The organism is Sanguibacteroides justesenii (genome assembly GCF_003204205.1).
In the GTDB taxonomy this organism is placed as follows: domain Bacteria; phylum Bacteroidota; class Bacteroidia; order Bacteroidales; family Marinifilaceae; genus Gabonibacter; species Gabonibacter massiliensis.
The window spans coordinates 453,357-466,526 of record NZ_QJPL01000002.1 but is presented as its reverse complement, the minus strand read 5'-3'; the positions used below and the strand labels follow the sequence as shown (position 1 = coordinate 466,526).

The 13,170-nt window shown below is 42.3% G+C and carries 11 protein-coding genes and 1 riboswitch; of the genes, 6 read left to right on the top strand and 5 right to left on the bottom strand.

Annotation, left to right across the window (positions count from 1 at the left end):
* Positions 1 to 36: 36 nt before the first annotated feature.
* Genes DMB45_RS04970 through DMB45_RS04960 form a run of 3 tightly spaced genes read right to left on the bottom strand, consistent with a single transcriptional unit; the run spans position 37 to position 3,268 of the window.
* Positions 37 to 1,053, bottom strand: coding sequence for an ABC transporter ATP-binding protein (locus tag DMB45_RS04970; protein WP_110688514.1), 1,017 nt, complete (start codon positions 1,051 to 1,053; stop codon positions 37 to 39).
* A gap of 9 nt (positions 1,054 to 1,062) precedes the next feature.
* Complete coding sequence (locus DMB45_RS04965; RefSeq protein WP_394341852.1) at positions 1,063 to 2,103, bottom strand: iron chelate uptake ABC transporter family permease subunit; 1,041 nt, start codon at positions 2,101 to 2,103, stop codon at positions 1,063 to 1,065.
* A gap of 4 nt (positions 2,104 to 2,107) precedes the next feature.
* The gene (locus DMB45_RS04960; protein ID WP_110688534.1) at positions 2,108 to 3,268 is read right to left on the bottom strand and encodes an ABC transporter substrate-binding protein; all 1,161 of its coding nucleotides are present in this window, start codon (positions 3,266 to 3,268) and stop codon (positions 2,108 to 2,110) included.
* A 27-nt stretch (positions 3,269 to 3,295) separates the two neighbouring features.
* Positions 3,296 to 3,491: riboswitch (cobalamin riboswitch) on the bottom strand.
* A gap of 110 nt (positions 3,492 to 3,601) precedes the next feature.
* Between DMB45_RS04960 and cobI the strand changes: the two genes are divergently transcribed.
* From cobI to DMB45_RS04940, 4 genes are all read left to right on the top strand, one after another.
* Entirely contained in the window at positions 3,602 to 4,309 is a 708-nt protein-coding gene (gene cobI / locus DMB45_RS04955) for a precorrin-2 C(20)-methyltransferase (RefSeq protein WP_041503432.1), read from the top strand.
* A gap of 90 nt (positions 4,310 to 4,399) precedes the next feature.
* Entirely contained in the window at positions 4,400 to 5,575 is a 1,176-nt protein-coding gene (locus DMB45_RS04950) for a BamA/TamA family outer membrane protein (RefSeq protein ID WP_041503431.1), read from the top strand.
* The gene (locus tag DMB45_RS04945) at positions 5,562 to 7,280 is read left to right on the top strand and encodes a lipid A phosphoethanolamine transferase (protein ID WP_052634601.1); all 1,719 of its coding nucleotides are present in this window, start codon (positions 5,562 to 5,564) and stop codon (positions 7,278 to 7,280) included. Before DMB45_RS04950 ends, DMB45_RS04945 begins: the two co-directional genes overlap by 14 nt.
* Before the next feature lie 145 nt (positions 7,281 to 7,425).
* Positions 7,426 to 8,415 carry an aspartate-semialdehyde dehydrogenase gene (locus DMB45_RS04940; protein ID WP_041503430.1) on the top strand — a complete coding sequence of 330 codons (990 nt, stop codon included), beginning with the start codon at positions 7,426 to 7,428 and terminating at the stop codon, positions 8,413 to 8,415.
* 49 nt (positions 8,416 to 8,464) lie between these two features.
* Here the strand turns inward: DMB45_RS04940 and DMB45_RS04935 are convergent, their stop codons facing one another.
* On the bottom strand, positions 8,465 to 9,142 hold the full coding sequence (locus tag DMB45_RS04935; RefSeq protein ID WP_052634600.1) for a 4'-phosphopantetheinyl transferase family protein: 678 nt from the start codon (positions 9,140 to 9,142) through the stop codon (positions 8,465 to 8,467).
* Between the two features lie 485 nt (positions 9,143 to 9,627).
* Here DMB45_RS04935 and DMB45_RS04930 point away from each other — a divergent pair, with 485 nt between their 5' ends.
* Both DMB45_RS04930 and hflX read left to right on the top strand, forming a co-directional pair.
* A complete protein-coding gene (locus DMB45_RS04930) occupies positions 9,628 to 10,320 on the top strand; it encodes an energy transducer TonB (RefSeq protein WP_041503429.1) in 693 nt (230 codons plus the stop codon).
* Between the two features lie 63 nt (positions 10,321 to 10,383).
* Positions 10,384 to 11,607, top strand: coding sequence for a GTPase HflX (gene hflX, locus DMB45_RS04925; RefSeq protein WP_041503520.1), 1,224 nt, complete (start codon positions 10,384 to 10,386; stop codon positions 11,605 to 11,607).
* A 259-nt stretch (positions 11,608 to 11,866) separates the two neighbouring features.
* On the opposite strand, the gene tyrS is transcribed toward hflX, so the two are convergent.
* The gene (gene tyrS / locus DMB45_RS04920) at positions 11,867 to 13,159 is read right to left on the bottom strand and encodes a tyrosine--tRNA ligase (RefSeq protein WP_041503428.1); all 1,293 of its coding nucleotides are present in this window, start codon (positions 13,157 to 13,159) and stop codon (positions 11,867 to 11,869) included.
* Positions 13,160 to 13,170 lie beyond the last annotated feature (11 nt).

Sequence of the window (13,170 nt, the reverse complement as noted above, 5' to 3'; positions counted from 1 at the left end):
AAGAACTCCGAGACTAACAATCACCACGGAATTCCTTTATTCACAATTGTCAACCAGTTGTTTCAGTAAAATATCGATATCGGGAACGGATACGATTTTTCCGGAGGGGAACTGTATCTTAAAACCTTGGGTCGTAAGATCTCCGGTCTCTACGACAATATCCGACACTACATTCCGATTGGCTAACATACCGTTTCGTTGCAAAGCTTTCCGAACCATGGCATATTTCTGGCCATGCCCGATCAACCGCACTTGCCTCGTATATTGATTTTCAATCCGGAACAAACCGGTCTCCATATCGAAAACAATTCCCTTACGAGCAAAAAAATTACTCAAATGCCCGTCTAAGGCCAAATCTTCAGGAGTCCCGATCGTAATGCCGTGTTGACGATCCATTAACCAAATTTTATCGGCAATCTGCAAAGCCAACTCCAAATCATGGGTCGAGAGAAAAATGGTTTTATCGGTTTCACGCGTCAAACGATGAAGCAATTGCATGATCTCCACTTTACTCGGGAAATCCAAAAAAGCAGTAGGCTCGTCTAAAAAGATAATCGGAGTCTGCTGCGCCAATGCTTTGGCTATCATTACTTTTTGACGTTCTCCGTCACTCAAGGTATGTATCATCCGGGAGGCTAAATTCTCTATCCGGACCAAGGCGATAGACTCCTCGACAATCCGGCGATCCTCCTTATTCAACACTCCCCAAAACCCGGTATAAGGACTGCGTCCCATTTCAACCAATTCCCGGGCCATCATGTTCCGGACATCACATTTCTCCGTGAGTACTACCCCTATGGTCGTCGACAACTCCTTATCGGTATATCTCTCGATCTCTTTTCCCCTGATCTCGATCTCTCCTGCCAACTTCGGTTGAAAAGCAGAGAGCGTCTGCAAAAGTGTCGATTTACCTACCCCGTTAGCTCCTAACAAACAGGTCAATTCCCCCCCGTAAATCGTCGTACAAATACCTTGTGCCACTATTTTCGTATCACTTTTCGTCTTATAACCGATAGAAAGACCTCTTATATTTACCGTATCCTTTAATGCCATAACCTCATTTTATTCGTTCCAATCCCCTTTCCGTTTCCTAAATAAAACAGATGCAACCACAGGAGCCCCCACCAATGCCGTCACGGAATTAACCGGAAGAGCTCCTTCAAACCCAGGCAAACGGGCGATCAAATTACAGGCCAAAGCCAAAGCTGCCCCCACCAGCATGGAAGCCGGCATCAACATCCGATGATCCGAAGTCTGAAATATAGCCCGACACAAATGAGGAACCGCTAAACCCAAAAAGATAATCGGTCCGCAGTAAGCCGTCACGATAGCCGTCAGTACCCCGGCACAGGTAATTACTTCCACCCGGGCTCTTTTTATGTTTAATCCGAGATTACGGGCATATCCGTCACCCAGCATCAACAGATTCAAAGACTTGATCAATAAAAACGATAGGGGAATGATCACCGCCATAATTCCGACAAACAACATCATCTGATTACCAGATACTCGAGAGAAACTTCCCAAACCCCAGATAACATAAGCCTTGATATCCTCCTCCACGCTAAAAAATTTCAACACCCCGATAATCGCGTTGGCAATATAGCCGATCATCACTCCGATAATCAATAAAGTAACACTCCCTTTTATCTTCCCGGAAGCAAAAACGATCAAAGCCATAACAGACAGAGCCCCTATCACAGCCGCTACGGACATGGCCACCTCTCCGATAAACCCTAAACGGCTCAAAGCGACCCCTCCCAGATTGCCCGAAAGAAGCACAACGAAAGCAACTCCCAAACTGGCTCCGGAACTAATCCCCAACACGGAAGGACCGGCCAAAGGATTCCGGAAAATCGTCTGCATCTGTAATCCACTGATAGACAAGCCAGCTCCTGTCACCAATGCGGTCAACGCCTGAGGTAAACGAGATTTCCAAACGATATTCTGCCAAGCCACCGGTTCTCCCTCTCCCCCTGTCAACACGTTCCACACGGAGGTAAAAGGAATGGAAACCGATCCCAAAACCAGATTCAGCAACAAAAAGACGATAATAAATACTATAATGGAAAAAATCAATACCGTATTTCTCCGTATGTTCATCTTCCTACTTTTTTAACAAATCATAATACACCGGCCGATAATCCGGCAACAACTCCGGATGAAAAACCCTAATCATATCAGCCAAAACAATATCCGGCTCGGCCGGCATACTCTCGTAAAACGGTTTTTCCCTCATATTGCAATAGATCACCCCTTTTTGCCGGAACGCCTTGAAATCCGCGTATCTTTCATCCTGTGCTTTCAACGCATCGTAATTATAATCTCCGGGAAAGCTGTTCGCGATACGCCAATAATCCGCACTCTCGGCCTGATTATAGACCGTTTCAAAATCGAGAGTAACTCCTCCCGATCTGGGATCATCTTTTAAAAAATAATCGGCTCCCGCATCATGAAACAATTGAGCCAAAAAACTTTTTCCCCCGACCGCATACCATACGCCACCCCTCAGCTCTCCACTGAATACAACCGGGCGCCGCTTCACATCCCGTACCAACCGTTTCAATTCATTATATCGTTGCTCTATCTGACCGAATATCCGATTCGCATCCTCTTCCATTCCCAACAATAAACCGGTAAACTTAATCCATTCGGCCTGTCCCAACGGAGTCATCTCTTTGTAGCCCAAATGAGGAACCAAAGGAATGCCTATATCTTTCACCGCATCATATCCCCCTCGTTTAAAAGGGGAAATCAGCATCAAATCCGGATTGATATTCATGATCACCTCATTATCGAAATTACCTTCGATACCGATCTTTTGAGTCCTCCCCTCGTCCACCTGCTTTTGCATGGTTTCATTGAAAAGGTAACGGGTACTCGTAATTCCGACCACCCGATCCATCGCTCCCAACTTAATAACATTGGACAACTGTAAAGAGGTCATACAGATCAAATGCCTGACCGGAAGATCGATCACGGGAACTCCCTCGGGAAAAGAGGCATGACCTCCCCGCTTCTTCAAAACGAACCGGTAACAAGTACTATTTTTATTTTGTGGGTCTTGTATCTCCAATAACAAATAATCCTTCCGATATTCGACCCGAAAGCCTTGTGCATACTTCAGCCGGATTTGTCTTGCAGTGTCTGATTCCGCTTTAATACCGGATACGACAGAATCAACCTTAGCCCGACGTTTTTCCGGTTTACAAGAAAGTAAACCGACAGATAACAACAATACTAAAGATAATTGCATGAATGTATTCATTTTCTTTTCCTCCGAAAGATTAAATTTAATCAATGTACACATCTGGCAGGTTTTCTGGCTTGTCATCTTTTCTCCTTCCCAAAACAGACACATTTCAGTGGTTGTACCGAAAAGATCTACCTCATTACGAGATAGCGATTGACTTTACAGCTGCGGGGACAGCCCCGGAATTTCACCGGATTCCCTTTTCCTTATGGAAATACCAAGACGCATGCAAAGATATAAATATTATTTTGATCACATTCTTTTTTTTACGACTTTTGCCCTCGCAAATTTATGACCCAGAGATCATAAAGAGATTCAAATTTGCTTTTTACGATTAAAATCATAGATATGGCAATAACAGGAAAAATCATAAACGTCTCATTAGGACCAGGCAATCCGGAATTAATCACGGTTAAATCCCTGAAAACCTTACAAGAATCGACAAGCATATACTGTCCGGGAACCGCAGATAAAAACGGTAATTTTAAATCCCGTTCTTTAACCATATTGCGGGCATTGCCCGTCGATACAACCCGGATTCACTGTTTTCCGGTCCCTATGTCAAAAGACCGGACGGAAGCCAATCGGATGTATGATCAAATAGCCTTGGAAATTCAGGAAAAAATAAACAAAGGGGAGATCGTATCCATTACAGCGGAAGGAGACTCCGGTTTCTATTCTTCCGGCAATTATCTGTTTGAGAAACTATCAAACGCCGGAATTCCCATCACGACATCAGCCGGAATTCCGGCTTTTATCGCGGCCGGTGCATTGGCCGGTCTCCATATCGTGAAACAGGAGGAAAAACTAATTGTCCTTCCCGGCACCGTTTCCTCGGGAGAACTCCAGGGCTTAATAGAAAAAAACTATGTCATTGTAATTATGAAACTTTCACAATGTACGGACGAGATCCATCGCTTTATAGCAAAGAACCCGTCACTTCATGTTCATTATTTTGAAAATATCGGTACGACCGGAGAGCTTTATTACCAAGACAAAGAGGAAATCATGACGAAAGAATTTCCTTATTTTTCTTTGATGATTATCAAAAAGTAAACAAATGGCATAAATCTTGCGTACATCGTCTAACAGAATTAAAACCGTGTATTAAAATCTATATTCCAACTACTTCCAACAAAACAAGATATGATTCAACGATCACTATATATCTTTATTCTCCTGTTTGGCTTTGGTATATCCCAGGGCAAAGCAGACGGACTAATAGAAAAAAGGGACAGCATAAACGAGATTCCTGATTCCGTGAAAACAAAAAAAGATAATTTTTTCAAGCGTTTTTATCGTTATTTTGCCGAATCGAACGAAGTAAAAGAAGAGAAAAAATTCGATTTCTCCATCATCGGAGGACCTCATTTTTCGAGCGATACCAAATTAGGCCTCGGCGTGGTCGCTTCCGGTCTATACCGATTAGACCGTTCAGACAAATCCATATCTCCCTCCAATGTTTCTATTTACGGTGATATCACCACAACCGGATTTTACCTGTTAGGGATTCGCGGGAATACGATATTTCCGAAAGACAAATTCCGAATCGACGGAAACATCTATTTTTTCTCTTTTCCGAGTTCTTACTGGGGAATCGGTTATGAAGCCGGACACAGGGATTCCAGCACGACCTTTAAACGGTTAGAAAATCAAATTAAACTGGATTTTTTATTCAAAGTCGCCAAAAATACCTACGTGGGGCCCAACCTGATGTTCAGGAACGTTAACGGAAAAGATTTTAAAGATATTTCATTCCTTAACGGAGAAAAGAGCAGCATCTCCTGCTTCGGTCCCGGAATCGTAGCTTCCTACGATTCGAGGGATTTTATTCCGAATCCGAGCAAGGGATTTTATGCCAAATTAGAACAACAATTTTTTCCTAAATTTTTGGGAAATGACTATGATTTCAATAGAACGAGCGTAGAACTCCGTTATTACCATAAGCTATGGAAAGGAGGTATCCTTGCTTCGGAGATACAAGGTATTTTCAATTACGGAGATACCCCGTGGAGTATGGTTGCCCTATTAGGAGGCCCCTACCGGATGCGCGGATATTACGAAGGACAATACAGAGACAACGATATGGTTCAGACCCAGGTGGAACTCCGGCAAAAAATCTACAACCGACATGGCATTGTCGTTTGGGGTGGAGCCGGAAATGTTTTTCCGAAAACGGACAAATTCAAATGGAGTCAAACCCTTCCCTCCTACGGATTGGGATATCGCTGGGAATTTAAAAACAGAGTTAACGTAAGATTAGATTATGGTTTCGGCAAAGGACAGAACGCATTCTACTTCAATATCAATGAAGCTTTTTAATTTTATTTCCGATTTCACGAAAAAACCCAAAGCAGTTTTTTGGTTTTTCATCATCCTGAACATGATACCGAACTGCTTCTTAATCTTCACGGAACCTCTTTCGGGATTAGGAAGGATCATTCTTATCCTTGCTCCTTTAGGAGTATACCTTATCGTGTTTTCCCTGCTCAAAAAGGCCGGACTGATCCAACTCATCCTAATCCCCCTATTGATATTCCACGCCTTTCAAATGGTCTTGTTTTACCTTTTCGGAGAATCCGTTATTGCCGTTGATATGTTTTTGAATTTACCAACGACCAACGCATCCGAAGCAGGCGAGCTGCTAAACAGTTTGTGGCCGGCTATAATCCTGGTCTGTGTCCTTTATATTCCGACCATCGTTCTCGCTTCTATGTCGGTACATTATAAAGTAATCTATCCCGCGGCATTTCGCCGACACATGATCATAGGGGGAGCGGCTTTACTCGTCCTTACATCCGGAGGTATCGTTTTTGAGAAATCACGGGACAACAGCTACGAAATAAAAACGGATATCTATCCTGCCAATATATTTTACAATTTAGGATATGCCGTTCATAAATGGCACCGTAGTGAACTCTACCCAAAAACGTCTAAAGAGTTCACCTTTCATGCCACTCGGGATTCGCTGGTTTCCGAAAAGAGAGAAATCTATATACTCGTTATCGGAGAAGCTTCCCGCGCCAAGAATTGGAGTTTATGGGGATACGAAAGGGAAACCAATCCCCGTCTAAAAACGACGGAAAACTTAATATTGTATAAAGATGCCCTTACCCAATCCAACACCACGCACAAAAGTGTACCCTTAATCCTTTCTGCCGCCGACGCGGAACATTACGAGGCTCTTTATACCCAAAAAAGTATTATTACCGCTTTCAAAGAAGTCGGTTTTAAAACCGTCTTTTTTTCCAATCAGATTCCCAACCGTTCTTTCACGGACTATTTCGCTTCGGAAGCGGACATCTACAAAACAATCCGATTACCGTTAGAAGGAGGACTAATCACCGAAAATAATTACGATCAAGCCCTAATCCCTTTGATTAAGCAATGCATCGATTCCTTGTCCGACAACCTTTTTATCGTACTCCATACCTACGGATCACATTTCAACTACCGGGAACGGTATCCGGCAGAATTTGCCGTTTACTCTCCGGATAACACCTCGGGAATCGAATACAAATACAAACAACAACTGATCAATGCTTACGACAATAGTATTCGTTATACCGACGGTTTTCTGGCCGACATTATCCAATTGTTGAATGAAAATCAGGCAGAATCAGCCCTATTGTACTCTCCGGACCACGGAGAAGATCTACTGGATGACTGCCGGAAAAAATTTCTTCATGCCTCTCCCATCCCTACCATTTATCAAATACACATTCCTTTCTTCCTGTGGTTTTCCGAGTCTTACAAAACATTAAAACCGGAACATTACACCCAAGCCCTTGCACATGCCGATGCTCCGGTCTCTACAAATGCCATTTTCCACACATTACTGGATTTGGCAGACATCCGCACGGCCTACTTCAGACCGGACTTATCTTTAGTCAATCCGGGATTCAAACGCCGTCCCCGCATGTACCTGAACGACCACGACAAGCCCGTCAACTACTACCTCGTAGGAATGAAAAAGCAAGACAAGGATTACATTCAAAAAATGAAGCTAAACCATGATATTAAATAAATATTGATATTAGGTGATTTAGTGATTGGATGATTAAAATGATTGACGATTGCAATTAAAATTATCATACATTTGTCGTTGTTTTTAATACCATTAATTATAAATTCTGCAATCCCAATATATCGATTGCAAAAAACTGAAAAATATGAAAGTAGCAGTAGTAGGAGCAACAGGTCTTGTCGGAAGAAAGATGTTGCAAGTTTTGGAAGAGAGAAATTTCCCCGTAACCGAATTAATTCCCGTGGCCAGCGAAAGCTCCGTGGGCAGAGAGATCACATTTAAAAACCGAACATATAAAGTAGTAGGCACGCGAGAGGCTATACAAATGAAACCTCAAGTAGCTATTTTTTCAGCCGGAGGGGAAACCTCTTTAACATGGGCTCCTCAATTTGCAGCAGCAGGGACCACCGTCATAGACAACTCTTCGGCTTGGAGAATGGATCCCGCTAAAAAATTAATCATTCCCGAAATCAATGCCGATACATTAACCAGAGACGATAAAATTATTGCCAATCCGAACTGTTCCACCATACAAATGCTCATGGCTATAGCACCTCTCCACAAAAAATACAAAATCAAACGAATGGTTGTATCCACTTACCAATCCGTTACCGGAAGCGGCTTAAAAGGAATCACACAACTCGAGGGTGAACGGGAAGGTAAAGAGGTGAAAAAAGCCTATGCCCATCCTATCGACCGAAACTGCTTACCCCATTGCGACTCTTTTACAGAAAACGGTTACACGAAAGAGGAGATGAAACTGGTAAATGAAACCTGCAAAATCTTAAACGACGACTCTATAAAAGTAACAGCCACCGCCGTCCGTGTTCCCGTGACGGGTGGACATTCCGAGAGTATAAACATAGAATTCGAACGCGATTACAACTTAGATGACATTCGAAATTTACTGTCACAAACTCCTGGAGTGGTCGTACAGGATGATCCGTCGCAAAATATTTACCCGATGGCACTTACCGCAAATGAAAAAGACGAGGTCTTCGTGGGACGGATCCGACGGGATTTCTCCCGGGAAAACAGCCTTAACCTCTGGGTCGTTTCGGACAACCTGCGAAAAGGAGCAGCGACCAATGCCGTTCAAATAGCAGAATACCTGAACAAACAGCAATTATTATAATACAATTTTTATTTCAGCTTTAAATAGAAAGGAGTATAACGGTCTCTATTTAAAGCTGAAATATCGAAATTGAACATTCCCGAACGCGAGGTAATACGTTTTGCTCGCTACAAACAAAACAAGAATATCGATGATCAATCGGACATTCGCTCACCTCTAAAGGTAATTTCCTGTTTTCTTCATGCAAAAAAATACCATCCTCCTCAAAGGCGACCAAAAAACTGCTCATCGGACGCGTTAAACCAGCTCCCGTATATTTCAGAAAACTCTCCTTTACGGACCAAAAATCATAAAACAGTCTATCCTTTTTCTCTGCCCATACAGATTTCAATCGCTCTACCTCCAAAGGATGAAAAAAACGAGAAGCCACCTCCATTCGAGCCTTTTGCCTCTTCTCTATATCGATCCCCACGGCCTGATCGGAAAAAGCACATACCAAATAATCTCCGGAATGAGAAATATTAAAAAAAAGATTCGGAACTCCTTCCAAATAAGGCTTCCCTTTTTTCTGTCTCAAGATTCGATAGGAAAAAGGAGCGATATGCCAATACGTTTTCAATACATAACGCACCAAAGCCTCTCCTGCCGACCGGAACAATTTTACTCGTTCGTTTTTATAAACGACAATTTCCCGATAAGTTTCTTCGGATATCCATTTTTTCAATCCGGGAGAAACCTTCTCATACCTTACGGTTGACGGCATGTAAATATAAAAAACCTCGAGCATGATACAAATGTAAAAAACTTACCCGAATTTCTATCCTTTAAGGTCCGTTTTTAGATTTCGAAGCGCCGGGAATACATAATTAACGTTAATTTAAGCTTGCGTCGTGAAAAAATTAAGAAAATATTCACATTTATCCCTTGAAAAATTGTTTTTCTCATTTTTATATTCTACTTTTACATCATCAAATTAACGTTTGAATAACATTTAAATAGAAGAGCAAAAAATTAAAAAGCGACTTACACAAGAATAAGATACATACAGTGATTTACATACAATACGAACATCCCGAAAAGAGGCAGTCTTAATAGGCTGCCCTTTTTACTTCTTCTTATTTCAGCCTTCTACTTGCACATTAACAAGATTTTAAAAGAGATTCGTTTTTCGTTTAACATTTTATTCGAAAAAAAGTTGCTATTTCTCTCCATATTGCTTATCTTTACGAACGAAAAGTGGAATAATAGTAAGCACATATTTAAACTAATAAAATGGAAGTAAAGAAATCACCGAAAGCAGACCTTGAAAGAAGAAAAGGTATTTTCTTCGAGATCGGTTTGGTTGCTGCCTTGGCCATCTTATTCTTAGCTTTCGAATGGAAAGTAAGCACTAACGTTGAAGAAGAATTTATGACCGTGGCAGAGCCGACAATGGAAGAAGAGGTCATTCCAATTACGCAACAAATGTTGAAACCGCCTCCTCCACCTCCTCCAGCCCCGAAATTAACGGACTTGATCGATATTGTTGAAGATGATACGGATATTGAGGAGCAACTGGAAATTGAAGACGTTGAAGCTGACGTAGAGAACAGAGAGGTCCAAAATTACGATTATGACGGAGAGTACGATCCCGATGCAACGGGAGAAGACGATGTCTTCGTAACCGTGGAAGACATGCCGGTTTTTCCGGGAGGAGATATCACAAAATGGATTAACAAGCATGTGAAGTATCCGATGATTGCCCAGGAGAACGGAGTACAAGGTAAAGTAATCGTTCAATTCGTAGTTGGAAAAGACGGAACTGTTGGTGACATAAAAGTGGTTCGTGGAGTAGACTCGTCTCTTGACCAGGAAGCCGTTCGCGTCATCAAATCCATGCCCAAATGGAAAGCAGGGAAGCAGAGAGGAGTACCAGTAAAAGTTTCCTTTACTGTACCCATCAATTTCCAATTGAAGAATCAATAATAAAAGATTTTTGAATTATAACAAGGGGCTGTCGTGATCGTCAGCCCCTTATTTATCGCTATTATGGGGAATTATTTTTATACGGAAAAAAAAGCAGAAAAAGCAATTCTTGTGGGTGTAGCCCTACAATCAGAAAATATCAGCTACGATACCATGTGTGAATATTTAAACGAATTAGCCTTCCTGGCCGAAACGGCCGGAGCCGAAACCGTGAAAGTTTTCACACAAAATTTAGACAAACCGGTAACAGCGACCTTTATCGGTAAAGGGAAATTGGAAGAGATCAAAAATTATGTAGAAGAAAACGACATCGATTTGATTATCTTCGATGACGAATTGACTCCTACCCAACTTCGCAATATAGAACGGGAACTGAAAGGAAGAAAGGTGCTCGACCGGACCAATCTGATCTTAGACATATTCGCCAAAAGAGCCCGAACCGCAGAGGCAAAAGCCCAGGTCGAACTCGCACAATACCAATACCTCCTGCCTCGTTTAACGGGAATGTGGACCCACCTGGAACGGCAAAAGGGAGGTATCGGTTTACGAGGTCCCGGAGAAACGGAAATCGAAACGGACCGAAGGATCATTCGGGATAAGATCTCCCGCCTGAAAGAGCAACTCGACAAAATAGACAAACAGATGATTACCCAACGTAAAAACAGGGGGAAATTAGTGCGGGTAGCTCTTGTCGGGTACACCAACGTGGGTAAATCTACTCTGATGAATTTATTGAGCAAGTCGGAAGTGTTCGCGGAAAACAAACTATTCGCGACATTGGATACGACCGTACGAAAAATCGCCATCAAAAACGTACCGCTTCTATTAGCCGACACCGTCGGTTTTATCCGCAAACTGCCTCATCATTTGGTGGAATCCTTCAAATCGACCTTAGACGAGGTACGGGAAGCCGATGTGATCCTGCACGTTGTAGATATCTCCCACCCGCAATTCGAAGATCAAATCCGGGTTGTTAACGAAACGTTGGCTGAACTGATCGAGAATCCGAAACCGACGATTACGATTTTCAATAAGATAGATGCATTTACCTTTGTACCTAAAGAGGAAGACGACCTGACCCCTATCGAACGGGAAAATTACAGCCTTGATCATCTCAAACAAATGTGGATGGCCAAACAAGGGGGAGAAACCGTATACATATCGGCCAAAAACAAGGAAAACATCGAGGAGTTAAAAGAAAAATTGTACAACATCGCAAAAGAAATCCATTCGGCCCGTTTCCCGTTCAACGACTTTCTGTATCAAGACACGATAATTGAAGATTAAAAGATTAGAGATTAAAAAGATTCTGTGATTAGGTGATTTAGTGATTGGATGATAAAAAAAGATGGACGATTGTAGATTGTAAATTAAAAAACAGCGTTCGTTTCATCATCTACAATTTAAAATCTACAAAGAATGTGTGGATTAGAAGATTGAAAAATTAGGTGATTCGAATGCAATCCTTTAATCGCTGAATTATCAATCACAAAATCACTGAATTCTTCCGATTTAAAATAAAGAAGCGACCTTTCGGTCGCTTTTATTACTTGACATTCAGCAAGAAATAATTCTTTTTACCGCTCTGCAATAAAATAAATTTATCATCGATGAGGTATTCCGCATTCACGATCAATTCCTGATCCGTTACCTTCTCCTTATTCAAACTGATCGCATTTGATTTCAATGCACGGCGTGCTTCTCCCTTGGAAGACATAATCGACGTTTTATCGGCCAATAAATCCACGATAGAGATCCCCGCTTCCAAATCGGAACGCAAAATATCATACTGAGGCACACCTTCGAAAACTGCCAACAAAGTATCTTCATCCAAACGTTTCAACGCATCCGAAGTTGCGTTTCCGAACAAAATCTGGGAGGCTTCCACGGCAGCCTCGTAAGCTTCCGGACTATGAATCAGACAGGTTATCTCCCTTGCCAGAACCTTCTGCAATTTTCTCAGATGCGGGGCATCATGATGTTCGACGATCAAAGCATCTATTTCGGCCGGAGGAAGGATCGTAAAAATCTTAATGTATTTCTCGGCGTCCTCATCCGTGGCATTCAACCAGAACTGGTAAAACTTATAAGGAGAGGTTCGTTTAGGATCCAACCAGATATTGCCGGATTCCGTTTTTCCGAATTTTTTACCATCACTTTTTGTCATCAAAGGCCAGGTCAAACCATAAGCCTCCGCACCGTCTTTCCGGCGTATCAATTCCCCCCCTGTCGTAATATTTCCCCATTGATCCGACCCTCCCATCTGCAGAAGACAATTATAATGACGACGTAAATGCAGAAAGTCATATCCTTGTACCAACTGATACGTAAACTCGGTAAAAGATAAGCCCTGTGTCGAATCGGCACTCAATCGCTTCTTTACCGAATCTTTAGCCATCATATAATTCACCGTAATATGTTTTCCAACCTCCCGGATAAAATCAAGAAAGGTGAAATTTTTCATCCAATCATAATTATTCACCATGATCGCGGCATTCGGTGCATCGGAATTAAAATCGATGAACTTCGACAACTGCGCCCTGATCCCATCCATATTTTTCTGCACGGTTGTCTCGTCCAATAAATTTCTTTCCAAAGACTTACCGCTCGGATCCCCTATCATTCCGGTAGCCCCTCCTATCAGAAAAATAGGTTTATGACCCGCCATTTGAAGATGTTTCATCATCATAACCGACACCAAGTGCCCCACGTGCAACGAGTCTGCCGTGGGATCAATACCCACGTAAGCCGTCGTCTGCTCTTTCGCCAGTTGCTCCTCTGTTCCCGGCATGATATTATGAATCATACCCCGCCATTTTAATTCTTCAACAAAATTCATCGATTCTCAAT